29 protein-coding genes and 4 pseudogenes are annotated in these 23,222 nt (G+C 62.9%); 14 read left to right on the top strand and 19 right to left on the bottom strand.

Annotated elements, in window-relative coordinates:
- Positions 1-6: 6 nt before the first annotated feature.
- Both nifD and nifH read right to left on the bottom strand, forming a co-directional pair.
- Positions 7-1,470, bottom strand: coding sequence for a nitrogenase molybdenum-iron protein alpha chain (gene nifD / locus JMY24_RS36040; protein WP_128598504.1), 1,464 nt, complete (start codon positions 1,468-1,470; stop codon positions 7-9).
- A gap of 103 nt (positions 1,471-1,573) precedes the next feature.
- On the bottom strand, positions 1,574-2,455 hold the full coding sequence (nifH, locus tag JMY24_RS36035; protein ID WP_018423167.1) for a nitrogenase iron protein: 882 nt from the start codon (positions 2,453-2,455) through the stop codon (positions 1,574-1,576).
- 54 nt (positions 2,456-2,509) lie between these two features.
- Here nifH and JMY24_RS39480 point away from each other — a divergent pair.
- The 5 genes and pseudogenes from JMY24_RS39480 to JMY24_RS36010 form a co-directional block, all read left to right on the top strand.
- Positions 2,510-3,226, top strand: a pseudogene (locus tag JMY24_RS39480) (group II truncated hemoglobin); the annotation flags it as partial.
- A 63-nt stretch (positions 3,227-3,289) separates the two neighbouring features.
- On the top strand, positions 3,290-3,898 hold the full coding sequence (locus JMY24_RS36025; RefSeq protein WP_201703911.1) for a hypothetical protein: 609 nt from the start codon (positions 3,290-3,292) through the stop codon (positions 3,896-3,898).
- A gap of 77 nt (positions 3,899-3,975) precedes the next feature.
- Positions 3,976-4,539: an ankyrin repeat domain-containing protein gene (locus JMY24_RS36020; RefSeq protein WP_201703899.1), complete on the top strand. Its 564-nt coding sequence runs from the start codon at positions 3,976-3,978 to the stop codon at positions 4,537-4,539.
- A gap of 184 nt (positions 4,540-4,723) precedes the next feature.
- The gene (locus JMY24_RS36015; protein ID WP_201703897.1) at positions 4,724-5,074 is read left to right on the top strand and encodes a thioredoxin domain-containing protein; all 351 of its coding nucleotides are present in this window, start codon (positions 4,724-4,726) and stop codon (positions 5,072-5,074) included.
- Positions 5,075-5,138: 64 nt separating this feature from the next.
- The gene (locus JMY24_RS36010) at positions 5,139-5,375 is read left to right on the top strand and encodes an FmdB family zinc ribbon protein (RefSeq protein ID WP_128598502.1); all 237 of its coding nucleotides are present in this window, start codon (positions 5,139-5,141) and stop codon (positions 5,373-5,375) included.
- Here the strand turns inward: JMY24_RS36010 and JMY24_RS36005 are convergent.
- From JMY24_RS36005 to JMY24_RS35930, 17 genes and pseudogenes are all read right to left on the bottom strand, one after another.
- Positions 5,372-5,584, bottom strand: coding sequence for a hypothetical protein (locus JMY24_RS36005; protein ID WP_128598501.1), 213 nt, complete (start codon positions 5,582-5,584; stop codon positions 5,372-5,374). The genes JMY24_RS36010 and JMY24_RS36005 overlap by 4 nt on opposite strands.
- A gap of 1,124 nt (positions 5,585-6,708) precedes the next feature.
- Positions 6,709-7,481: pseudogene (locus tag JMY24_RS35995) on the bottom strand (SIR2 family protein).
- A 10-nt stretch (positions 7,482-7,491) separates the two neighbouring features.
- Complete coding sequence (locus JMY24_RS35990; RefSeq protein WP_128598664.1) at positions 7,492-8,655, bottom strand: DegT/DnrJ/EryC1/StrS family aminotransferase; 1,164 nt, start codon at positions 8,653-8,655, stop codon at positions 7,492-7,494.
- Positions 8,642-8,920, bottom strand: coding sequence for a hypothetical protein (locus tag JMY24_RS35985; protein ID WP_128598663.1), 279 nt, complete (start codon positions 8,918-8,920; stop codon positions 8,642-8,644). The genes JMY24_RS35990 and JMY24_RS35985 overlap by 14 nt, the downstream gene beginning before the upstream one ends.
- Before the next feature lies 1 nt (position 8,921).
- Positions 8,922-9,140, bottom strand: coding sequence for a putative nitrogen fixation protein NifT (nifT, locus tag JMY24_RS35980; protein ID WP_128598662.1), 219 nt, complete (start codon positions 9,138-9,140; stop codon positions 8,922-8,924).
- A 41-nt stretch (positions 9,141-9,181) separates the two neighbouring features.
- Entirely contained in the window at positions 9,182-9,364 is a 183-nt protein-coding gene (locus JMY24_RS38955) for a hypothetical protein (protein ID WP_236597713.1), read from the bottom strand.
- A complete protein-coding gene (locus tag JMY24_RS38950; RefSeq protein WP_236597712.1) occupies positions 9,361-9,873 on the bottom strand; it encodes an aminotransferase class V-fold PLP-dependent enzyme in 513 nt (170 codons plus the stop codon). The genes JMY24_RS38955 and JMY24_RS38950 overlap by 4 nt, the downstream gene beginning before the upstream one ends.
- 155 nt (positions 9,874-10,028) lie before the next feature.
- A complete protein-coding gene (locus JMY24_RS38945; protein ID WP_236597711.1) occupies positions 10,029-10,298 on the bottom strand; it encodes a hypothetical protein in 270 nt (89 codons plus the stop codon).
- 22 nt (positions 10,299-10,320) lie between these two features.
- Entirely contained in the window at positions 10,321-10,692 is a 372-nt protein-coding gene (locus JMY24_RS35970; RefSeq protein ID WP_128598661.1) for a DUF3024 domain-containing protein, read from the bottom strand.
- Entirely contained in the window at positions 10,689-10,937 is a 249-nt protein-coding gene (locus tag JMY24_RS35965; protein WP_128598660.1) for a nitrogen fixation protein NifZ, read from the bottom strand. The genes JMY24_RS35970 and JMY24_RS35965 overlap by 4 nt, the downstream gene beginning before the upstream one ends.
- Positions 10,934-11,314: a nitrogen fixation protein NifZ gene (locus tag JMY24_RS35960; protein WP_128598659.1), complete on the bottom strand. Its 381-nt coding sequence runs from the start codon at positions 11,312-11,314 to the stop codon at positions 10,934-10,936. Before JMY24_RS35960 ends, JMY24_RS35965 begins: the two co-directional genes overlap by 4 nt.
- A complete protein-coding gene (locus JMY24_RS35955; protein ID WP_128598658.1) occupies positions 11,307-11,882 on the bottom strand; it encodes a 4Fe4S-binding leucine-rich repeat protein in 576 nt (191 codons plus the stop codon). The genes JMY24_RS35960 and JMY24_RS35955 overlap by 8 nt, the downstream gene beginning before the upstream one ends.
- Positions 11,879-12,460 (bottom strand): hypothetical protein, encoded by a 582-nt coding sequence (locus tag JMY24_RS35950; RefSeq protein ID WP_201703909.1) that lies wholly within the window; start codon positions 12,458-12,460, stop codon positions 11,879-11,881. The genes JMY24_RS35955 and JMY24_RS35950 overlap by 4 nt, the downstream gene beginning before the upstream one ends.
- Positions 12,461-12,475: 15 nt before the next feature.
- On the bottom strand, positions 12,476-12,880 hold the full coding sequence (locus JMY24_RS35945) for a HesB/IscA family protein (RefSeq protein WP_128598483.1): 405 nt from the start codon (positions 12,878-12,880) through the stop codon (positions 12,476-12,478).
- Positions 12,881-12,930: 50 nt separating this feature from the next.
- Positions 12,931-13,125: a 4Fe-4S binding protein gene (locus JMY24_RS35940; protein WP_128598482.1), complete on the bottom strand. Its 195-nt coding sequence runs from the start codon at positions 13,123-13,125 to the stop codon at positions 12,931-12,933.
- A 41-nt stretch (positions 13,126-13,166) separates the two neighbouring features.
- Positions 13,167-14,762 carry a nitrogenase cofactor biosynthesis protein NifB gene (nifB, locus tag JMY24_RS35935; RefSeq protein ID WP_128598481.1) on the bottom strand — a complete coding sequence of 532 codons (1,596 nt, stop codon included), beginning with the start codon at positions 14,760-14,762 and terminating at the stop codon, positions 13,167-13,169.
- 136 nt (positions 14,763-14,898) lie between these two features.
- Positions 14,899-15,138, bottom strand: a complete 240-nt coding sequence (locus JMY24_RS35930; RefSeq protein ID WP_128598480.1) for a sigma 54-interacting transcriptional regulator — start codon at positions 15,136-15,138, stop codon at positions 14,899-14,901.
- A 141-nt stretch (positions 15,139-15,279) separates the two neighbouring features.
- Here JMY24_RS35930 and JMY24_RS35925 point away from each other — a divergent pair.
- The 9 genes and pseudogenes from JMY24_RS35925 to JMY24_RS35885 form a co-directional block, all read left to right on the top strand.
- Positions 15,280-16,083 (top strand): annotated as a pseudogene (locus JMY24_RS35925) (IS5 family transposase); the annotation flags it as partial.
- A 195-nt stretch (positions 16,084-16,278) separates the two neighbouring features.
- Positions 16,279-16,971, top strand: coding sequence for an aminotransferase class V-fold PLP-dependent enzyme (locus JMY24_RS35920; protein ID WP_236597710.1), 693 nt, complete (start codon positions 16,279-16,281; stop codon positions 16,969-16,971).
- Positions 16,972-17,060: 89 nt separating this feature from the next.
- A complete protein-coding gene (gene erpA, locus JMY24_RS35915) occupies positions 17,061-17,435 on the top strand; it encodes an iron-sulfur cluster insertion protein ErpA (RefSeq protein WP_128598479.1) in 375 nt (124 codons plus the stop codon).
- 568 nt (positions 17,436-18,003) lie between these two features.
- A complete protein-coding gene (gene nifV / locus JMY24_RS35910) occupies positions 18,004-19,140 on the top strand; it encodes a homocitrate synthase (RefSeq protein ID WP_128598478.1) in 1,137 nt (378 codons plus the stop codon).
- A 154-nt stretch (positions 19,141-19,294) separates the two neighbouring features.
- Positions 19,295-19,621: pseudogene (gene nifW, locus JMY24_RS35905) on the top strand (nitrogenase stabilizing/protective protein NifW); the annotation flags it as partial.
- 30 nt (positions 19,622-19,651) lie between these two features.
- Entirely contained in the window at positions 19,652-20,500 is an 849-nt protein-coding gene (locus tag JMY24_RS35900) for an electron transfer flavoprotein subunit beta/FixA family protein (protein WP_167375357.1), read from the top strand.
- The gene (locus JMY24_RS35895) at positions 20,497-21,600 is read left to right on the top strand and encodes an electron transfer flavoprotein subunit alpha/FixB family protein (protein WP_128598476.1); all 1,104 of its coding nucleotides are present in this window, start codon (positions 20,497-20,499) and stop codon (positions 21,598-21,600) included. Before JMY24_RS35900 ends, JMY24_RS35895 begins: the two co-directional genes overlap by 4 nt.
- Positions 21,601-21,611: 11 nt before the next feature.
- Positions 21,612-22,922 carry an FAD-dependent monooxygenase gene (locus JMY24_RS35890; protein ID WP_201703895.1) on the top strand — a complete coding sequence of 437 codons (1,311 nt, stop codon included), beginning with the start codon at positions 21,612-21,614 and terminating at the stop codon, positions 22,920-22,922.
- Positions 22,919-23,218: a ferredoxin family protein gene (locus tag JMY24_RS35885; protein ID WP_128598475.1), complete on the top strand. Its 300-nt coding sequence runs from the start codon at positions 22,919-22,921 to the stop codon at positions 23,216-23,218. Before JMY24_RS35890 ends, JMY24_RS35885 begins: the two co-directional genes overlap by 4 nt.
- Positions 23,219-23,222: the final 4 nt, after the last annotated feature.

The raw sequence follows: 23,222 nt of genomic DNA, 5'->3' as shown, positions 1-23,222 counted from the left end.
CGGCGCCTAGGTTTTTTCCTTCCATGGCGCCTTGGCGAGCCCCCACACCGGGCTGGAAATAGCCATATCCATATCGCGCGCGAAAATGGCGAAGCCGTCGTAGCCGTGATATGGACCAGAATAGTCCCAGCTGTGCATCTGGCGAAACGGCACGCCCATCTTCTGGAACACGTACTTTTCCTTGATGCCGGAGCCGACCAGATCGGGCCGGACCTGTTCGACGAACCTCTCGAACTCATAGCCGGTCACGTCGTCGTAAATCAGTGTGCCGTCCTTCACGTAGTGCGTGGTGCGTTGATAGTCGTCGTTGTGACCGAATTCGTAGCCGGTGCCGACCACGTTCATGCCGAGGTCTTGGTAGGCGCCGATCACGTGGCGCGGACGCAGGCCGCCGACGAACAGCATCACGGTCTTGTCCTGCAGGCGCACTCTGAACTTCGCGTTCACCGCGTCGACCAGGGGACGATACCTGGCGATCACCCTCTCCGCGTTGGCTTTGATGGTGTCGTCGAAGTGGCTAGCGATCTCGCGCAGGCTCTTCTCGATCATCGACGGGCCGAAGAAGTTGTACTCCACCCACGGAATGCAGTACTTCTCTTCCATGTGCCGACTGATATAGTTCATCGAGCGGTAGCAATGCAGCAAATTGAGCTTGGCCTTGGGCGTGTTCTCAAGCTCGGCGATCGAGCCGTCCCCCGACCATTGCGCGATCACGCGCAGGCCGATCTCTTCGAGCAGAATCCGGCTCGACCAAGCATCGCCGCCGATGTTGTAATCGCCGATGATCGCAACATCGTAAGGCGTCGAAACAAATTCGGGCCGCTTGTCCGGATCGGACTTGTCGAATATCCAGTCTCGAATCGCATCGTTAGCCAGATGGTGGCCCAGCGACTGGCTGACGCCGCGAAAACCTTCGCAGCGCACTGGCACAATGGTGTGCTCTTCATACTGCGCACTCTTCTTCTTCGAGACGGCCTCGATGTCATCTCCGATCAGGCCGATCGGGCATTCACTCTGGATCGAGATGCCCTTGTTCAGCGGAAAAAGTTCCTGAATCTCGTCGATAAGCTTGTCGAGCTTCTTGTCTCCGCCGAAAACGATGTCCTTTTCCTGGAAGTCCGACGTGAACTGCATCGTCACGAAGGTGTCAATACCCGTAGTCCCGATGTAGTAGTTGCGACGCGCGGCCCACGAGTACTGGCCGCAACCAACCGGACCGTGACTGATGTGGATCATGTCCTTTATGGGCCCCCAGACCACGCCCTTCGAGCCGGCGTACGCGCAACCGCGAATCGTCATCACGCCCGGCAACGACTTGATGTTTGATTTCACGCCACAGTCGGGCTTGCCGTCCTCGAAGGTGCCCAAATGCTTGGCGCGCCGTTTGGCCATCTTCTCCGGATAGGCCTTCAGCACTTCATCGATCAGGGCCTTGTTCGCGGCCTTGCGCTCTTCAACAGTGACGCTCATGGGAATGCTCCATAGGTTGAGTATCAAGCTTGGCAGCGGGTGGCCGGCGCGGCCCGGTTCATCGCGTGAAGAAGAACACCGGGCCGCGAGCAGCGGCGTTCGCTCAGGCGGTCAGTTCCGCTGCAGGCTTGCCGACTTGCGATTCGTCGATGGACGTCATGATTCCGTGCTCCATTAACAGGTCTTCCAGTTGATCCATCGTGATCGGCGTCGGGATCGTGCCGTTGCCCGCGTTGTTGTGCACCTTGGTGGCGAGCTGGCGATACTCTTCCGCCTGTTTGGATTCGGGCGCGAACTCGATCACCGTCATGCGGCGCAACTCGGCGTGCTGCACGATGTTATCGCGCGGCACGAAGTGGATCAGCTTCGAACCGAGCATCTTCGCCAGCGCTTCGGCGAGTTCGAGTTCCTTGTCGGTTTGACGCTCGTTGCACACGAGCCCGCCGATCCGCACACCGCCGCTGTTCGCGTATTTCAGAATGCCCTTTGAAATGTTGTTGGCCGCATACATGGCCATCATTTCGCCGGACATCACAATGTAGATTTCCTGCGCCTTGTTCTCACGAATCGGCATTGCGAAACCGCCGCACACCACGTCGCCAAGCACGTCGTACGACACGTAGTCCACGCCGTCATAGGCGCCGTTTTCTTCGAGGAAGTTGATCGACGTGATGACGCCACGGCCCGCGCAGCCGACGCCCGGTTCCGGACCGCCGGACTCCACGCAACGGATGTTGCGGTAACCGATCTTCATCACGTCCTCGAGTTCGAGGTCCTCCACCGAACCGGCTTCGGCCGCTAGCGACAGGATGGTGTCCTGCGCCTTTGCATGCAGGATCAGACGGGTAGAGTCCGCCTTGGGATCGCAGCCGACGATCAGGATCTTCTGCCCGAGTTCAGTCAGGGCGGCCAGGGTGTTCTGCGAGGTGGTCGACTTGCCGATACCGCCTTTACCGTAGAACGCGATTTGCCGAAGTTTAGACATTGCATTTCTCCATTCAGGAAGAAGGGTTGAAACCAGGGTTGCGTAACCGCGACCATGTCAGCCTGTCGTGCCTGTATGGGTCTTCTTATATCGAGTCACGCATCGGCCGGACCTGTGTCCGCGCTGCACTCCAGATGCAGCTTCTGTGCCACGCCACTAGCGGTACTGCGTCGCGTACGCCCCGCCGCGCTGCGGCGGTTGGTTCGGGACTTTTGTGGACTCCCCTCTGTCCTGTCGATTTCGCGACAAACCACATTAACTTCGTCGCCAATGAAACGTTTCGGGCGCGTTTGTCGTGCGATTTCTGTCGCATTGGCCTGCGTGCAGCCGGACAATGGCCGAGTTGCGGCCTGGTTCGGTTATTGCATTGATCACGCCATGGACGCATCAGCCAACCAACCTTCGCGACCCGTGCCGCGCGAGACGGACTTCAACCGTCTAGGCGGCGAGACCGCCGTCATCCGCCTGGTCGACGCGTTCTATCGGCGCATGGATACGCGGGCCGACGCGCAGCGCATTCGCGCGATGCATCACCCGGACCTGTCTTCGACGAAGGCCGTGCTGGTGCTTTATCTGTGCGAATGGCTCGGCGCCGACAAGCGGTACTCGGCACAGCGTGGCCAACCACAACTGCACATGCGTCATGCCCCATTCGCGATCGGCACCGCCGAACGTGATGCGTGGCTAGCTTGCATGTGCGCCGCGTTCGAGGACACGGGTGTCGCTCCGACGCTGCGCGACGAACTGATGCAGGCCTTTTTCAAAATCGCCGACCGTGTGCGCAATACGCAGACGGGAATCCCTTTTCAACGCTGTTTAACCCAAGGATCTGTGATGACCGAAAGGCTCGCCCACAAGGAGATCGACGACACCGCGTTCGCCCGTCTCGAACACGAAGGCCGTCTGCTCAACCCGGTTCTCAAGGGGCTGACGAACAAGTTCGGCCGGGTCGGCTTCCGCGGCGAACTTGCGCTGCGGTTTGCCCCAAAGCTCGCCGACGAAGCGCGGCCACCGGAGCTGACCTGCGATCAGGTGATGGCATGCGCCACGGTCGGCCATAGGCACTTGCCGTTCTTGGCCGGGTACCTGTTGAGCTTCGAGCATCTGAAGGACGTGGCCGAGGTGCTCAGCGACACCCTCTCGGCGGGTGGCAAGTACTTTCTTTTTTGCGACAACATCGATCTGAGCAAGCGATATCAGGTGCCATACAAGAACGCGATGTTCTATGTGTTGCCGATTTTCGAGTCCACCGTCTACAACGAGATGCTCGAGCTGCTGCATCTCGAAAAGAACGAATTGAAGAAGAAGGACTCAGGCGGCAAGCTGGATGCGGTAGCGGACGTGGCCATCAAGTTCGACGCGACCTTTGACATGATCACCTACAGCGAAGGACTTGTATTGATGGGGCCGGTGCGCAACCCCAACGAGAACCGGCCCGTCTGAAGCGCGGGTCCCGACGGCTGCCGCCCGCGCCGCTGCGCCAACCGATGTTCCCTTGCACCCGAAGGCGACCAATAATCATGCATACCGACACTGCTTTCGTCGTCCGCGAATGCCTGGCCTCGCGCGTTGACCGGAACGCCGATTCACACCTTGAAAAGGTCGTGCCCGCCGCACTTTCCGCGTGGCTGGCGTCCCACGGCTTCCCCGATCCGCATTCGCGGAGCGTGAACGGCGAGACCCCGTTGATGCGCGCCGCGCAACATGGCGAGGACGCGGTGGTCGAAGCGTTGCTCGAACTCGGCACACGCGCCGACGCGCTCGATGACAACGGCAACCATGCACTCTGGTTCGCGTGCCTGCACGGCGGCCCCGCGACCATCCTGCGGCTGATCGACGCGGGCGCGCCGATCGACCATGTGAACGACGAGGACATCACCTGCCTGATGCAGGCAGCCGCGAGCGGTCGCCTCTGCGTCCTGCAGATGCTGCTTGCGCATGGGGCGAAGGCAGAACTGTGCGCACCGGATGGCCGCAGCGCGCTCGACATGGCAGCCGACCTCGGGCTGCAGTTGCTGCAAACGGCCCGCCAGATGGAAGGCGCGGGCACGCAACGTATCCTCGCGGCACCGGTCCTCCCCTGAGATGTGGGCCATCGGTCAACGAGCCCATCGGCAGGGAACCCGGTACGGCCGGCATCGTCGACATGAGATTGCAGGATGACGGGCCAACGCGTGTTTCGTCGCCTCACGTTCGACGATGCCGCGCGTGACTGGCGCGACGGCCAACCTCGGCTGCCTGCACTGCGTCAAACCTGGGAACCCGGCAATGGGCCACCTCATCCAAAGAAACCGGGCTGCTCGACGTGCGCAACTCACTGAACTGGCCCTGGACCGTCGAACGCCGCGGGCCTTCATGGCGCCGCGGCCGGTCAGCGAGTGGTTCTACCGCGCGGAACCGCGCGTCAAGTCGAGGGAAGCGGTGCCGGAAACGATCGACGCCGATGTGACGCTGGCGCTGTTGCTGGCCGAGCCGCTGCTCATCCGCCGGCCGCTGATGTCAATCCGACGAGCGTTGCATAGTCCGCTCCAATGCGGCCACGGTGCACGGCTGCATCGCGCTCGGCGCGCACGCACCGGCCCCGGACATGCCGCTCGAAGGCTGCGCCGCAGTGACTGACAACAGCTTGCACCAACGCGCGATCCGCTGCGCCCTATCCACCTGAAACGGAGATCAGATCACCATGCCCCTGTACGACTACCGCTGCGCGGCCTGCGGCCACGCATTCGAAACGCTGGTGCGCGCCGGCCACACTCCCGTCTGCCCGCAATGCGGCGGCACTGCGCTGGACAAGCAGGTCAGCGCGCCGGCCTCGCCGGGCAAGAGCCGTGCGATCATCTCCTTGGCGCGGCGTCAGGCGGCCCGCGAAGGGCACCTCAGCCACTATTCACCGGCCGAGCGCTGCAAGCTGCTGCGCTAAGCCGAGCGGGGAATCGCGCTTTCGATGTATGTGAACTTCGAGGGCGCCTTCCTGATAGCATTCAGTCTCACCGTCGTCATGTGGCCGGCATGCCGGATCAGGCCACTGCCGACGGCCGGCTGGAACGCGCGAAGGGCACCTGCTCCTATCTCGACGCTATCCCGATCCACGCCTTCGATAGGATCATCGCCACGGGCGTTGAGGGTCATGCCGGCACCGCCGGAGGATCGATGTCCGGACACGCAAGCACGAGACGCGCGTTCAATTCGAGCGCGATCGCACGTAGCAGAGCCGGGTCCGGCTGGTGCTCGCCAGGGAAGTCGACAACGCAGGACGTGTTGTTGAACGCCAGCGCCGCGCTCAGCAGGGTCGGTGCGGCCGCAAGCGCGTCAGCAAGCAGCGCGGGCAGCGGCGGATCGAACCCGACATGCTCCGCCCGAGCCGCCGCGGCAACGCAAGTCCAGCCCGGCGGCCACGCAGCACGCGTGTCGCAGCGCTACTTCCGGTTTGCAGCTCGAGCCAGGCGCCGCGCTCGCGCAGCCTCAGCAACGCGCTGCCGGTCCGCACGTAGACTGCCGGGAGCGCAGCAGCCCGCGTATCCACCAGACGCGCGGAGCCCCCTGCGATGCGGCGCGCCCCGGCATGCGCCCCACGCGGCCGCTCGCCCCGCTGCGGTTCGCGGTTCGGAGCGGTGAGCCAAAGCGCATGGCCGGGGTCGTGCTCCAGCACCCTCGGCATACCAGTTCGCGTTCGTCGAGCAGCGCGCCGATGCGCGGCTCGACATCTGGCCAGAACTAGGCCGGACCTCGACCCAGCGTCTGGCCGGGGCCTTGGCAACCTTGCGTCAGCACGGCCGCCCTCGCGCGCTTCGATGACCACGACCTAAACGCCCTGCGCATGCCGTACGCGCGCCAGCGCGAGGCCGCGTAGACCCGCGCCGATGATGGCCACGTCGACCACCAGCGATTCGATCGTGGCCATCTCGCCGCCCAGACGAAGTGAGCAGCTCGATGGTCACCGGCGCTTCGGCCAGCATGGCTTGACGGGCGAGGCGGGACTTGTAGCCATGCCGACGAGCGTATTGAGCTTGTCGTTTTCGAGCCGCTGGACCTTCGATATGCTCTTGCGCCCTTTCTGTACGAACAGGTGGCACGATCCGTAGTCGGCCTTGCCGTTGCACTAAATGCTCTCGCCTACGGCGAGCAGTGTCTGCAGCAGGGTCGCGTCGGCGGCAACGTCGTAGATCTTGCCCGAAGGCAGAACGGTCAGTGCGGTCATGATGGCGAACTTGATAAAAGGCTACCGATAAGGAACGCTGGATAGCAGCCACGCTTCACGCGGCCAGTGCGGGTTGCAAGGCATCCACCAACGCTTCGGCGAACCCGCCCAGCGGCATCGCGATGCAGGTAATGCCCTGCTCTTCGAGAAAGCGCGCCTCCATGCGCGTCGGTTCGGGTCGTCAAAAGGGCAGCCCAGAAACAAAAAACTTCGACCACCGCGCCACGCCTGCACGGCAGGCGGAATGGGCGTTTGGATATCGATCTCGCTCATGACTTCGACGAAGTCGCTGTCAGAGACCAGATAGTTAGAGGCTGGCGCGTGGCCGCCAATCGGCTTGTAGAGTAGCGGGCCCGAGGCCGGCACGGCATCCACCAACGCGCCGTCTGCGCTATAGGCCGCGAACCAATGGCCGAAATGCTCGGCCTGCGACAGCCCCTGCAACTGCGCCCAGCCGCCCCGCGGCCGCGCCTGCGCGAGCGCGCGGGCGAAGGTGTCGTCGTACCAGCTGTCGACAACCAGCCTGGCGCCGATCGTCGCCAGCGCGCGATGCAGGGCCGATGGCGTCGACGTCATGGCGAAGGCCTCATTCATGACGCTCACCAGCGACCTGCGATGCTTGAAGTTTTCGATTAACTGCGCCGCTAGTGTCAGCCGGGTGCGGATCTTGTGCAGCACGCTGACCTTGGCCGCGAGGATTTCGGCGAGCGCGAGCGGCGTAGCAGGGACCGCCGTATCGGGGCACAGCGCGAGCAGTGCTGGTCCCAGGTACGGAATGACGCCGCCCGCACACAGGCGTTCGGCGATGGTCTGGACCGAGACGGTCATGAAATGTCCCTCACAGATAAATGGCGGCGCCGGCGCCCACGTTGGTCGCGGTGTCTTTCAGCGTCTTGACGATATACTTGACCTGGTCGGTGTCGAGCAGCGTGTGCAGCGGCAGCGCCAGCGCGCGATCGCCGATGCGCTCGGTGTCGGGCAACAGGCCGCTCTTGCGGCCGATCGCATCGCCCGCGTTCATGTAGTGGAACTGCCGATGCAGCGGATGGCTGTAGGCCACCGTCTCAATGCCACAAGATTTCATGTCGTCGATCATCTGGGCGCGCGCGCTCTGCGTAAAACGCTTGCCCAAATGCACAACGTAGAGCATCCAGTGCACTTCTTCGACGTCCTCGGCCACGTAGGCCGGCTTGATCCCTTCGAAGCTTTGCATCTCTTCGTGATACCAAGTCTCGACCTGCTTTCGCTGCACGAGGCGCGCGTCGAGTTCGGCCAATTGTGCGAGACCGAGAGCGGCGGTCAGATCACTGATGCCCGCCTGCAGCGGCACCCACGAGCCGACCGAGACGGACGCGCGGTCTGTGACGCGCCGCTCGCGCAGATAGCGCAGTTCATGGACGAGTTCGTCATCGTCGGTGACGAGCATGCCGCCCGCTCCTGTGCACAGCGCGGACGGGCTGGAGAAGTCGAACACTGATACGTCGCCGAAACAGCCGACGTTGCGGCCCCGGTAGCGCGAGCCCAACGCCTCGGTACTGTCTTCGATCAGCCGCAAGCGCTGCGCGTCGGCCAGTTCGCGCAGCAGCGCCCACGCGGCCGGATGGCCGTTGGTATTGCCGGCGAGGATCCCGCGCGTGCGAGGGCCGATCTTCTGCGCGACTTTTTCGACGCTCAGACAACCGCTCCAGTAGTCGATGTCGGCGAATACCGGCACGGCCCCCGCCAGCGTGATCGCATGCGCCACCTGATGCCAGGTGTGGGACGCGCAGACCACCTCGTCTCCCGGGCCGATCCCCATCGCGCGCAACGCAATCCAGGTCGCGAGCGTGCCGCTCGCGACCGCGACCGCATACTCCCGGCCAACCCAGCGCGCAAACGCGCCCTCGAACGAAGCAAGCATCGGCCCGTGGCTCCAACGCGAGGATTGCAGCACAGCGTTGACGAAATCGATCTCGCGCGCCGCGCAAGCCGGTTCGCTCAGCGCGATCTCATCGATTTCCATGCGCCTCGTCCTCGGTCAGGATCAACGCATTGGCCTCTTCAGGCCGCTGCGTGATGGACCTGCAATGCCCGGCCGACATCGCAAAATAGATACTGCGCACACCGAACCGAAGCGTTGCTATATCGTCGCGCATCACCGATGCGCTGACATGCATTGTGGGCACCTCGGGATAACGTTCGTGCCATCGCGTGGCGGCGTCTCGTAGCGTCGGTGCAGTGCGGAGCAGGTCCGCAGCGAAGTTTAATTGCTCGGCGTTCAGGCTCATCTCACTCCTCCACGCCCGCAATGCGCCGCGCTTCGACCGTGATGGGCAGCGGCGTATCGTCGGCCATCGCGGGCAAGTCGAGTTGCCAGCCGTTCGCGAGCGTGACGAGACCGCCCCACATCCCGGGCTGAGCCATCGCGACAATGGGCTCTTCCAGGTCCTTCTTTGGCAGGTAGGCGCTCAGCGCGCCCTTGCTGTCCTTGCGGATCATGACTTTCATGGTTGTGGACTCCGGAGATTGATGACAGGTTCAAATCACGTTCATGCGGGATGCGTTGCTTCCTCCTGCAGTGGACGAAGCAACGGCGGCGGATAGGCGAGCACGTACTCAATGTCGTGCGCAGTAGTGGTTTCGCCGAGCGACAGCCGCACCGCCGCCAGCGCCTCATCGCGCGGCACATCGCGGCAAGCACGTGCGACGGCTCGCTGCCCCCGGACGATCATGCCGAGCCTGAGGACGCGGCAACGCCGAGCAGTTCGAGCCGCTGCAACATGACCTCGGCGGGAACCTCGCCGAAGCGCAGGTAGCTGGTGCCGGGCAGACGCGATGCCTGGGCCGAGAACACGTGGACGGCCGGCAGCGCGCACCGCAGCCTCTGCTCCAATGCGTCACACAGCGCGGCCACGCTCGCCGTTTCGCTGATACGCTCGGGCGCCGCTGTAAAACCGGCGATGGCTGGCAGGTTCTCTGTGCCACCGCGCCGATGCCGCTTCTGCCTGCCCTGCGCCTGCGGCACGCCGTGGCGCACGAGCAGCTCACCGATGCCCTTCGGCCCGCGCAGATTGTTGGCCGAGAGCGACACCGCATTGATCCCGCTCTGCTCGAAATGGAACGGCATCCTGCCGGTGAACCGCGCCGCATCGACATGGAGCCGCGCGTGGGCCGAGGGCACGAGATCGCGCACGTCGGCGACCGGCGTCAATACGCCCGTCTCGCTGTTGGCCGCGATCACGAGACCACCGGACGTCAGATCTGATCAGCGCGGCGGCGCTGTCAAGGTCCAGCGTCCCGTCGGGCCGCACCGGCATGCGGTCGACCGCAACGTCGCGTGCAGCTAGCGCACGCGTCAGCTTCAGATGCGCCGCATGTTCGACCGCCTTGAATACGCTACGGTGCCGGCCCTCCAGCGCTACCGCGTGTGGCCCGCACACGCCCAGTGATTGACTTCGGTGCGCCGCTAGTGAAGGTCAACTCTGCGGGCTCGCAACCGAGCGCTCGCGCGCTCGCCGCGCAGGCCGCAGCGAGCGTGCCCGTCGCCTGCTGCCCGACGGCATGGTGCGACGACGCGTAGCCCCACCCATACGTCAGGATGGACAGCATCGCCTGCGCCACGGCGCAGGCTGGCGGCATGATCGCGTTGTGGTCGAGATAGATCATCGCCCGGCTCCGTTAGTTTGTTTCACGGCCAGAACACGCATTTGCGATCGATGGACAGCATGTCCAGCAGCTCGGCCAGATCGGTGCTCTCATGCTGGGGCATCCATCGGTGCGACGTATGATCGCGCGCGCTCAGGTGCCACATACCGTCTTCATTGCGCGTAAGCCGCGCTATGTCGATCAGCCCGCCATTCACGTCGACATTGCGGGAGCAGCACGGGCTCTCGACACGGAAACCCTGCCCATCGCGCAGCACGCGCGGCAGCACATAGCGGTAGCGCGTACGCTCGCGCAACGCTTGCTCGATCTGGCGCTGGGTCAGGTCGAACAGGCGGCCCGCGCGCAAACCGTCGCGCGGCGGCGCCGCTCTTGGCGAGCTCGCCTGAACCGTCATGACACGGCTCCTTCTTCGGCTAGCAGGCCGTCGACTGCGGGCGCAGTTTCATTCTTCGTGCATCCGACGACACAGTTGCCGCTCTTAACCACCTCGCCGACGTCGACGATTTCGCAGACCGTACCCGCCCCGGCCAGCCAATCGTTCTCGCCGCGCTCCGTAAAGCTGCCGTCGTTGCACAGGTCATCCAGCGCGATCATGCGCATGCCCCACTGGTAAGCAGGCTGAACCGGTTCGATACTCATGCTGATGGCTCCTGCGGCTGCGACGGTTCCGGCTGGACCCGCGTGCCGATCTTGTGCAGCGCTTCGGCCCGCTTGCCCAAGCCTTGCAGCACGTCGTCCGGCAGGTTGTCGAGCGTACATAGCTCTTTCGCGCGCATGCCGACACGGTGGCCGCTCTCGACGAAATCCACAGCGTAGATATAGAACTGCTGAAGGAAGGTGTCGATGCTGGTAACGTAGCCGATCTCGCCCTTGTTCACCAGCACTTCGCCGATGTCCTTGCCGTTGTATGTACCGTCGTTGCGGATAACCGAGCGCGCGATCACGCGCTCGCCGTAGTTGAAGCGAGGTGGAAACGCGACCTCGATCAGGTCGTCGTCGCGGTTGATGTCAGCCATGCTTCACTCCTGCTGATCGTTGCGTCTGTCCAGTGGTCATCAGGTTCGCGACCTCGCCCGACTGCCGGCGCTGCCGCACGAGCGCGCGCACCTCTTCGTCCGCGTCATCCGCCAGCGACGCCACGATTTCGCCAGCGGCGCGCCGCGCGAGTTGCCAGCGCACTCGCCAATCGGGACCGGACGCGAGGCCTCGCGACGCGCATCGTGGATCAGTCGCGCCAGGTTGCGCCTGCGGCAGTCGCAACGCGAGCTCCAGCTGGCCCACCTCGTCCTGGTCGCCGAGCAATGGCGGCAGACAAAACACATCGGCGTGACTCGCAACGACTGCGCGCACCTCGAAGCACGGATGCGCAAGCTGCTCGTTGGTCACTTCGGGATGCGAGCGAAAGAAGCGCTCGATGCGTCGCGCGTACCCATCCTGCGTGCACTCGTGATCTGGCCCGCAATCGTGCTGCGCCGGCAACTCGCGGAATCGCACGTAGCCGCAGCCGGCGCAGTCGAGCGAGCCGCCCTGCCAGTGGCGCGGTGCAATGTCGCCGCCTGGTACGCGCACGTTCTGTGCGCTCATCGTCGCGTCCCTGTCCAGCCACGCGTTGGATACGCACTGATCGCATACATTGAATCGTCGGACCCGGCGCCGGCCTCATGACGATCCAAGACATGCGAAAGCAGCGCGCCCCCCACCCGATCTTCGGGATCGAGCCGGCGCAAGTCGCGCAGTAGCATGCGCGCTTCTTCAAAGTCGCCGAGACGCATGTTGAGATACACGAGGCCCTTCAGCGTGAACAGATAGAAACGCGCGGCCGCGTCATAACGCGTGGCCACGTTCGCGGGCGCAAACGGTTCCTCACCGGCATCTGAGCCCAGCGCGGTGCGGGCGACCGCCAGCGCGTCTTCGCCGATCGCACGCGCCTGCGCCAATTGATGGCCGTAGAAGTAGAAGCGGTACAGCGCGACCAACGGCGCCAGATGGTGGGGCGCGGCGGCGCGGGCGCGTTGCAACAGCGCGAGCGCCTCGTCGGGGCGCTCGCGCAACCGACCCGCCTCGGCGATCAATGCATTGACGCCTGACGGCAAGCCGCCGCCAATCGCGCTCTGCGCAAACGCGGTCATTGCGTTGTCGAGGGCACGGCCGCCGGACTCCATCGTCATCGCTCCCCTTCAGGAGATCTGACGCGGCAGCGGCGGCCGCCCGAGACCAATCGCGCTGACATCGATTGTCGCCTCGCCCGGCGGCACCGACTCCGCACTGCTGCAACCACAAGCGGCCCGATTGGGATTCACGAAGATCAAGCCGGACCGGGTTGGCGTGTCGGCGAAATCGATCGTTATGCCTTCGAGCATCAGCCGACTCACAGCAGGCAGGAATTCGCGCAGGCCATCGATGTCGAGTTCCTGTTCGCCGGGTTGAAGCGCCGGCTCGGCGGTGAATTCCGCGGTATGGCCGCGGCAGCCGCCGGCGCTCATCACCAGACGAAAGCCGGCGCCAGCCGGCAGCCCCGCAAAGCGCACGACACGGCGCATGAAATTTTCGGCGGCGCTCGTAATAGTCACGTTGGACAGCATGATGCGTACTCTCCTGATGGATGAATGGCCAGCCCGGCCACGAGCCAGACTCAGACCTGAACGATGCAGCCGTCCACGGGACACACGGCGACGCACTGCGGGTCGTCGAAGTGGCCTTCGCATTCGGTGCATTTCTTGGGGTCGATCGCGAACACGCCGCCTTTCTCATTGATCGCGACATTGGGGCACTGCGGTTCGCAGGCGGAGCATCCCGTACAGGTGGACGCAATAATCTTCAGCGGCATGGAGGCTCTCCGGTTGTCCTGTCTGGCAGGGTGTGGGGTCGTCACGCCGCTGAGGCTGACGAGGTGTAAGCGCCCTGGCGGATCGAAGCATCGCCGCGGTCCCAATGCACGATGGCGCCGCTGGCGATTCGACTGCGGTAGTCGTTGAACCAGGCAAGGACCGCTGTTTCGATAAATTCGCCGACGTACTGATCGACAGGCTCGATGCCCGCTTGCGCCAGTTCGTCTTTGGGGCAGGCGCCGATCTTCGCGACAAGCACCGCGTGACAGTCGTGGAGCGCGCGCACGACCGACGGTAGTTGCTCGTCGTCGCCGTAACCGCCCCGGCAATACAGGTCCACCCGGCGATGGCCGACGAACAGCGCTTCGGTTGCCGACACCTCGAATATCTGAAACTCCGTGACGTGGCCAAAGTGCTCGTTGACCCGGCCGCCGCCCTTCGTTGCGACCGAGACCAGCACCTTCATGTCGTCGGCGACGTCGATCTCGCGAGAGACAGCCAGCGCATCTTGCTTCGCATCGTGCTGCGCTTGACGCTCGGCTTCGACGCGCTGCTGGTATTCACGGCGGCGGTCGAGGTCGTAGACCACTTGCATCTGCTCGATCTTGTCGAGCATGAATTCCTCGCTGCGGTCCTCGCCCAGCAGGCCAACCGCATCCGCGCGACACTGGCGGCAATGACGCATCAGGCTCGCGCCGCCCATGCAGGCGTCCTGCACTGCCTTGAGTTCCTGCGCAGTCGGTCCGCGCTGGCCGCTCAGGCCAAAGTGAGTGCCGTGCTCGGGCTCGGCGATCAGCGGCATGATGTTATGCAGGAATGCGCCGCGTTTCTTCACCTCGCGGTTGACCTCGCTCAGGTGCTCGTCGTTGATGCCGGGAATCAACACCGAATTGATCTTGGTTAGCACGCCGCGTGCGGTGAGCATCTCGAGACCCTTCATCTGCCGGTCATGAAGGATGCGGGCTGCTTCGTAACCGGTCACGCGCTTGTGCTGCCAGAAAATCCACGGATAGATTTTCTCGCCCACCGCCGGGTCGACCATGTTGATGGTAATTGTCACGTGGTCGATGTTGTACTTGCAGATTTCGTCCACGAGGTCGGGCAACGCCAAACCATTGGTTGAAAGGCACAGCTTGATGTCCGGGGCGTGTTCCTGCAGCATCCGGAACGTCTCGAAGGTCTTCGCCGGGCTCGCCAGCGAATCACCGGGACCGGCAATGCCAAGCACCGTCATCTGCGGAATCTCGCTTGCGACGGCCACGACCTTCTTCACTGCCTGTTGCGGCGTTAGCTTCTGAGAGACCACGCCAGGGCGCGACTCGTTCGAGCAGTCGTATTTGCGGTTGCAGTAGTTGCACTGGACGTTGCAAGCCGGCGCCACCGCCACATGCATGCGCGCATAGTGATGGTGAGCTTCTTCGGAGTAGCACGGGTGATTCTTGACCTTTTCCCGGATGTCCGGCGGCAAGTCGTCGAGACTACCCGACCCGCCCCAACCGGGGTTACCCTCACCACCGTGCGTGCCACAGCCGCCGCCGGTGGACGGGTCTTCGATCTTCACGCCAAGAGGTTTAAGCCGCCCGATGCCAATATATGCCGCTGCCGGCAAGTCGCTCGCATTTGAACCCGTTTGCATGGATATCTCCTCGCAACCGACGGCGGCCGCGCGCAAGCCATAAAGCCAGATCCATGCCACTCGACAAGAAAGCCAAGAATCAACGTGTTAGGGGATGTTTCGCAGTTCTGTATGATCCGGCGCGCGACGTATCTGTTCAATTTTGTTGCGTCATGTCGATGTTGCGACAAATCTCACACGACCTGGAACGCATGCGCCGGACCAGCGAGTCGCTGCTACGCGGCGACAACTCGTGGATCGCATGTGCAATGACTTCGTTGCCAGTGCCACTCTCGTCGCGCAACAGCAAGGTGGTACATGCGGGGGCGAGCTGATGAACCTGAGCGAACACTTGCGCATCGCATCCGCTGCCCAAGATCATGAACACGATATCCATAACGCCCGTGCGTCAAACCCCGTCTACACAGGACTCAATTTCAAGCCTGCCAGGGTCCTCCTTCAATTGGCCGGTGTAAGTTAGGTCGCTGGTGAATGACGCGTTGAAACGACGGGCAAGCTGGAGGACTTCGTCCCGGCAGATCACCCGTGGGACCACTCGGTGTTCTCGAAGAACCGCGACCGGTTGCTGGAGCATGAAGTCGTTGAAGCGTTCTTCACCGAAGTCATGACCCTAGCGGGCAAGCGGGCCTTGCTGTCCAAAGACCATTTCTCCGTGGACGGCACGCTGATTCAGGCGTGGGCCATTCACAAGAGCTTCCGCCGCAAGGACGGCCCGGACGATGGTCCGCCAGCCGGCGGTGGCCGCAACGCCGACATTGACTGGAAAGGCGAGCGACGTAGCAATGCCACGCACGAGTCGACTACTGATCCGGAGGCGCGAGTTCATGAAGAGCCACAAGAGCCCGGCCATCCTGTGCTGCCACGGGCACATCCTGATGGAGAATCGCTCGGGGCTGGTGGTCGGCGCCGTGGTCAGTCACGCGGATGGTTTCGCCGAGCGGGCCAGCGCGTTGCAATTGCTCGATTGCGTACCAGGCGCTCATGCGAAGACAGTCGGCGCCGACAAGGCGTATGACACCCGCGACTTCGTGAACGAGTGCCGCGCTCGCAACGTGACACCGCATGTCGCGCGCAACGATGAGCGTTTGGGCGGCAGCGCAATCGACGGTCGCACTTCGCGGCATGCGGGCTACCGGATCAGCCAGATCATCCCCAAACGAATCGAAGAGCATTTCGGCTGGGGCAAGACCATCGGACGGATCGGCAGACGGTCTATCGCGGCATCAAGCGCGTCGGTCAGCACTTCAAGCTGACGATGGATGCGAGCAATCTGACCCGCATGGCTCGAATGCCAGGTATGGTGCTGCAAGGAGCGACGCGATCAGCCGCCACGGCGCGAAGACTGCGCGCCAGAAGGGCTGCATGCGTGCGCATGCCCCGCGCAGATCGCGCGGCGAACCGGTAATTCAGCGGGAATTGCACGCGCAAGGCTCCTGAACATAGCTTCGGTCGTCATCACGGCGCGCTTTTCAACAGCCTGCTGGAGCGTGAGAACTCCATTGGCATGAAAGTTGCCATGAAGTTCGCGCTACCCCGCTTTCAGGAGCCTGCGATGTCGGATTTCCAACACGTCAGTACCAGCCCGCGAGCAGATCAGCTCGCTCGTCAGCACGGACCCGCGCGAGATGGTCTGGACCTCCGGAGCGACGGAATCGAACAACGTGGCGATCAAGCGTCTCGCGCACTTTCATCGCACCACAGGTGTGACGCTCTCGGCGCGATGCTCGAACTTGATCGCGAAGGCTTCGAGATCATAGTGTCGCCAGTCCAGGAAAGCGGCCTCGTGGAGCTCGCCGTATTTAAGGCAGCGCTCCAGCCGGGGGCCGTGTTCGCATCGGTGACGTTCGTCGACAAAGACACGCGCGTGACCCAGGACATCGCCGCGATCGGCGCGCTCTGCCGCGCCCGGGACATCCTGCTGCGCGTCGACGCCGCGCATGCTGCCGACAAGATATCGATCGATCTCGCCGCTTTCCCGGTCGATCTGATGTCGTTCGCCCGCTCACAAGATCAACGGATCCAAAGGCATTGGCGCACTGTATGTGGGGCTCCGCCGCGCATGCGGATCGGTGTCAACTGCACGGCGGCGTCCACGCATCAGGTCGTCAAGGAACTGCTATTGCCCCGGTCGAGATCCACTGCTCGATTCTCGCCGAGGACGCGATCAAGACGGACATGTCTGACTTTCGCTCGCGCCAGACGATTCTAGGCGCAGCAGCCGACGACCAGTAACTCGCCGAGCAACCGACCTGTTCGTCTAACCCGAAGTAAGGCCATTCAAGCCTGAGAGGAACCTTCATGGAAACGCTCACCCAACCGGCTTCCCCCGCACCCGGCGTCGTGCTCTGCCCGCTAGAATTCACGCCCCGGGCCGCTGCGAAAGTGGCCTCACTGATCGAGGAAGAAGGCAATCCCAACCTGAAGCTGCGACTGTATGTGTCGGGCGGCGGCTGTTCGGGCTTCCGGTACGGCTTCGCGTTCGACGACCAGGTGGCGGACGACGACATGCAGACCGTCACGGACGGCGTCACGCTACTGGTCGATTCGATGAGCCAGCAATACCTGCCCGGCGCGCGCGTCGACTACGAAGACGGCCTTGAAGGTTCGCGCTTCGTCATTCACAACCCCAATGCGCAGAGCACCTGTGGCTGCGGCAGTTCGTTTTCCGTTTGAGGCGATCATGAAAATCTCACTGACTGGCGCCTCCCGACGACGAGCAAAACAACTAGTTCGACAATGCGTGAGGCCTTGACGTGCAATCCCGTCTCGCGTGCTGCGTGAAACTGCGCGACGCCGACCGGACGATCGAACTGCCGCCACATATGCGCGACCTCGCGCCCGAGCATGAGGGAGTGCGTCTTTAGCGCTGTGCGGCTTCTTCAAGCGCCGTAGCGCTCATCGCCGAGAGCGCATAGCCGCGCTGATGGCCGCCGCCTGTGTTTATCTTCCCGCATCGCCGTTGCTATGGATAGCCCATCCCTACAGCGTTTGCATCGCGCCGACCGCGTCCGCACATCCTGGCTGACCATGCCCGTCGCATCGCGCATCGCTTTCTGCAGCGCCGTGTTCATCCCTACATCTGCTGTTCGAAACAGGACATTGGCGACAGTTCTTCGTTGGAACCGCTTCATCACAACGCCAGCGAACATCGGAAAGCCCCGCGGCAAGCGGCTATTCGCACTAGCCGCGCTTGGCGCAGTACTTGCAACCCGTATGATCAAATGGCTAAGGATAACTGCCCGTGTCGAATCCGATCATCAATGACACCACACTGCGCGACGGCGAACAGACCGCTGGCGTCGCATTCACGGTTGCCGAAAAATGCGCGATTGCCGAGGCGCTCTCAAGCGCCGGAGTACCCGAACTGGAAATCGGTATCCCCGCGATGGGCGCCGAGGAAATCAATTGCATCCAGACCATCGTCGCGCTGAACCTCGACGCCGATCTGATAGTCTGGGGCCGTCTCACCGACACGGACCTGCCGTCGGCCTTGTGCTGCAATCCCGACATCATTCATCTGTCGATTCCCGTGTCCGATATCCATCTTCAACACAAGTTGCGCCAGCCGCGCTCATGGGTGCTCGCGCAGGTGAGTCGCGTGATCGGCGCCGCCGCCAAAAGCGGCCGCAGGGTTTCGCTGGGCGCGGAGGATGCCTCGCGCGCGGACCCCTCGTTTCTTGCCGACGTGGCGCGGCGCGCGCAGCAGTGCGGTGCGCAACGCATCCGATTTGCCGACACGCTTGGCGTCCTCGATCCTTTCTCGACCTATGATGCGATTGCGCGATTGCACGACGCGGTCGACCTGGAAATCGAAATCCACGCGCACAACGACCTCGGGCTAGCGGCCGCGAACACCCTTGCCGCACTGCGCGCCGGCGCAACCCACTGCAACACGACCGTCAACGGTCTCGGCGAACGCGCCGGAAGTGCCGCGCTGGAGGAAATCGTAATGGGCGTGCGTCATATCATGGGTCGCAACACGGGCGTCGACACGACCGCGCTGTTGCGCATCTCGCGGCTTGTCCAACGGGTTTCAGGACGCCCGGTCGCGCTGAACAAAAGCATTGTCGGCGCCAGCGTATTCACGCACGAGTCCGGCATCCATACAGCCGGGCTCGCCGAAAATGCATCGAGCTATGAGGGCTTCGATCCCGCCGAACTCGGTCGCGAATGCTCGGTCGTGCTCGGCAAGCATTCGGATTCGCAAAGCGTGCGCCGGGCTTATGACACGCTCGGCCTGCCCGTCAGCGAAAGGCTGGTCGTGCTGCTGCTGAGCCGTGTCCGCCACCATGCCACTCAGCACAAGCAAGCGCCCAGTGCCGCCGACCTGTTTCGCTTCCTGATCGAGTTGCGCTACTCCGCCGGAGAATTGTCGTGAGTGGCGCTGTGGTCGGCTTTACGAAGTGCGTCGTGCGACCCGATCAGTCGAGCACGACGCCGCGGTGCGCCACCAGCCACGCCTGCGACAAGTACTTCGCCGAGCCGACGTTCTGTCCGCACCTATCCTCATCCGCTTGCAAGGAGTAAACGCGATGAAAAGCTTTGTCCAGCAACTCAAGGCACTGTCCTCAGCCGAGGAATTTCTGCAGTTCTTCGGCATTCCGTTCGACCAGAAGATCGTCAACGTGAGTCGGCTGCACATCCTCAAGCGCTTCTTTCAGTACATCCAGCAACAGGACGCGTTGCCGGAGAGCGACGAAGCCGCGCTGTTCGCGTCATATCACGCGCTGCTGCTCAAGGCTTACGGCGACTTCGTCACGTCCACGCCGGCCCAAGAAAAAGTGTTCAAGGTGTTCGGGGACAAAAATGGGCGGCAGCACGTTTCACTCGACAGTCTGCGCGCGTCGCTGCCCCCACGCGCACCGTTGCCTGACAGGCGGAGCAAGGCCATGCACATCGTCGTCTGCATCAAGCAGGTCCCGGACTCGACACAGATCCGCGTTCATCCGGTCACCAACACGATCATGCGCCAAGGTGTTCCGGCGATCGTCAACCCTTATGACCTGTTTTCACTCGAAGAGGCCCTGCGACTGAAGGACCGCTTCGGCGGCAAGGTCACGATGCTTTGCATGGGTCCGCCGCAGGCCGAGGAAGCGTTGCGCAAGTGCATCAGCTTCGGTGCGGACGACGCCGTGCTACTCACCGACCGCGCATTCGCGGGCGCGGATACGCTCGCTACGTCGTACGCGCTGGCAGCAGGTATCCAGCAGATCGCGAAGGATCAGGCGGTGGACATCGTGTTCACTGGCAAGCAGACGATCGACGGCGACACCGCGCAGGTCGGCCCTGGCATCGCCAAACGCCTCGGTCTGCAACTGCTGACCTATGTGTCGCGCATCGTCGAGACCGCTCTCGATGCGCGCACGATCACCGTCGAGCGGCGCGCTGAGGGCGGCGTGCAGGTGCTCAGGACTGCGCTGCCGTGCCTGATCACAATGCTGGAGAACACCAACGAACTGCGCTTCGCGACGCTGCCCGCGATGATGCATGCAGCCGGCTGTCCGGTGCGCAAATGGAACTGCGAACAGGCCGGCATCGAAGACCTCAGCAAAATCGGCCTGAAGGGCTCGCCGACAGTGGTCAGCAAAGTCTTTGGACCTACGCCGCGCAGCGAGAAAGCGGAGATTCTCGACCTCGACGCATCGAGTCTTTGCGACGTGTCGGTGAACCTGCTGCGAAAGATTTTCACGCGCCATCCCACCTTGGAAGCTGACCTGCTGATGAAGGAGGGGTCATGAACGCACCCGCATCCCCCGCGAAGAAACCTGCCGGCCGCGCACGACGCAACCTCGAACTACCGGAACACCTGAAGGCCTACAAAGGCGTCTGGGTCTTTATCGAGCACGACCGCGGACACGTGCACAGCGTCTCGTGGGAACTGCTCGGTGAAGCGCGCAAACTGGCCGACACGCTCGGCAGCCGAGTGGGCGCCGCAGTGCTCGGCGGCGCGACCGAACCGCTCGAACAGTTCGCCGCAGAAGCCTTCACTTACGGCGCGGACGATGCGTACATCATCCACGACCCGGTCTTGCAAGGCTATCGCAACGAGCCATTCACGAAAGGGCTGACCGACCTCGTCAACCGGCATCAGCCTGAAATCCTGCTGCTGGGCGCGACGTCGATGGGGCGTGACCTCGCGGGCTCAGTAGCGACGACCCTGCTGACCGGGCTGACCGCCGATTGCACCGAACTCAACATCGATCCCGCGTCGCGGGCGCTCGCGGCCACGCGCCCCACCTTTGGCGGCTCGCTGTTGTGCACGATCATGACGCTCGCGTACCGTCCGCAGATGGCGACGGTGCGCCCGCGCGTGATGCCGATGCCGCTGCGCGACGCCGAACGCACTGGCAACATCGTCCATGGAACGCTGGGGATGATCGAGACGGACATCGTCACGAGGTTGCTTGACTTCATCCCGGACGCTAGCAGCGACCGGATCAATCTGCCCTATGCCGATGTGATCGTGAGCGGCGGCAAGGGGTTGAAGAGCCCGGAGAACTTTCAACTGGCGTTCGAACTGGCGAACGTGCTCGGCGGCGAAGTGGGTGCGACCCGGCCATGCGTGCAGGCCGGCTGGGTCGACGGGGAGCGCCAGGTGGGACAGACCGGCAAGACGGTGCGGCCCAAGCTCTACATCGCCGCCGGCATATCCGGCGCGATCCAGCACCGCGTGGGCATGGAAAGCGCGGACGTGATCGTGGCGATCAACACCGATCCCAACGCACCCATATTTGATTTCGCGCACTACGGCATTGTTGGCAATGCGTTGCAAGTCTTGCCCGCGCTGAAGCAGGCTTTTGCGGAGCATTTGTCGCGGCGCCGCAAGCACGCTGCCTGAGGAGAATCACGATGAAAAAGCTCTCACACTTCGATGCGATCGTGGTCGGTGCCGGTCCGTCCGGCAATGCTGCCGCTTACACGATGGCCAAGGCAGGCCTGGAAGTGCTGCAGATCGAGCGGGGCGAATATCCGGGCAGCAAAAACGTTCAAGGTGCGATCCTGTACGCGAAGGCGCTCGAAGAGATCATCCCGGACTTCCGCAACGATGCGCCGCTGGAGCGCCACATCATCGAGCAGCGAATTTGGATGCTCGACGACACGTCGTTTGTTGGTACACATGTGCGCAGCGAGGATTACAACAAGCCGCCCTATAACCGCTATACGATCATCCGCGCGCAGTTCGACAAGTGGTTTTCATCGAAAGCGCGCGAAGCTGGCGCACTGCTGCTCTGCGAGACCACGGTGAAGGAACTCATCATGGACGGCGACCTAGTGGTCGGCGTGCAGTGCGACCGCGAGCACGGCGATGTGTATGCCGACGTGGTGATACTTGCCGACGGCGTGAATTCGACGCTCGCGCGCAAGGCGGGCTTTCATGGAGAGATCGTGGCCGGCAACGTTGCGCTCGCCGTCAAGGAGATTCTCTTCATGCCCGAGGAGACGATCCGCCAGCGCTTCAACGTCGGCGAAGACGACGGCGTCGTGATCGAGATGGTCGGCAGTATCACCGACGGCATGATGGGCACTGGCTTCCTCTATACCAACAAGGAATCGCTCACCATAGGCGTGGGCTGCATGCTGAGCGACTTCAAGAAAAACCCCAACCGCACGAGCCCCTATGTGCTCCTCGAAAAGATGAAGCAGCACCCGTCGATCGCACCGCTGATTGCGGGCGGCGAGATGAAGGAGTATTGCGCGCATCTGATTCCCGAAGGCGGTTTCCACGCAATCCCGCAGCTCTACGGCAACGGCTGGATAATCGTTGGCGATTCAGGCGGTTTCGTGAACGCCGCGCACCGAGAAGGATCGAATCTTGCAATGACCACGGGACGCCTCGCCGCCGAAACGGTGATCCACGCGAAAGCCGCAGGACACGGCTACCGCGCCGGCACGCTCAAGGCCTACAAGGCCGCGCTCGATCAGAGCTTCGTGATGAAAGATCTGCACAAGTACCGCGACATGCCAGCAGTGCTGCATAAAAATCCGCAGTTCTTCACGACCTACCCCGACCTCGTGGCGCGCGCCGCGCGCACGATGATCACGGTCGACGGTAAGGACAAGAAAAGCAAGGAGCGCGAGATTTTTTCGAGCTTCCGCAAAGCCCGTTCGCTTTCTGGCATCGTGGGTGACGCCTACAAACTGCTGAGGGCCTTCCGATGAGCAACCTACCCGTCAACGTAGAGGAAAAGCTGTTCCAGAACCGTTACCGCGTCGACGCAGGACGGCCGCACGTCCACATCAAGGATGCCGACGTCTGCCAGAGCGAATGCAACACGAAGAGTTGCACCTTCGTCTGCCCGGCCTCGTGCTACAAGGCCGAAGGCAACGGCGCGGTGACGCTTATCACCGACGGCTGCCTCGAATGCGGCAGTTGCCGCATCATCTGTACCGACCACCAGAATATCGAGTGGGACTACCCGCGCGGTGGTCACGGCATCCTGTTCAAGTTCGGTTGAGGAA

Source organism: Paraburkholderia kirstenboschensis (genome assembly GCF_904848585.1).
In the GTDB taxonomy this organism is placed as follows: domain Bacteria; phylum Pseudomonadota; class Gammaproteobacteria; order Burkholderiales; family Burkholderiaceae; genus Paraburkholderia; species Paraburkholderia kirstenboschensis.
Note: the sequence above shows the minus strand (reverse complement) of the source record. Positions and strands in the feature narration are given on the sequence as shown.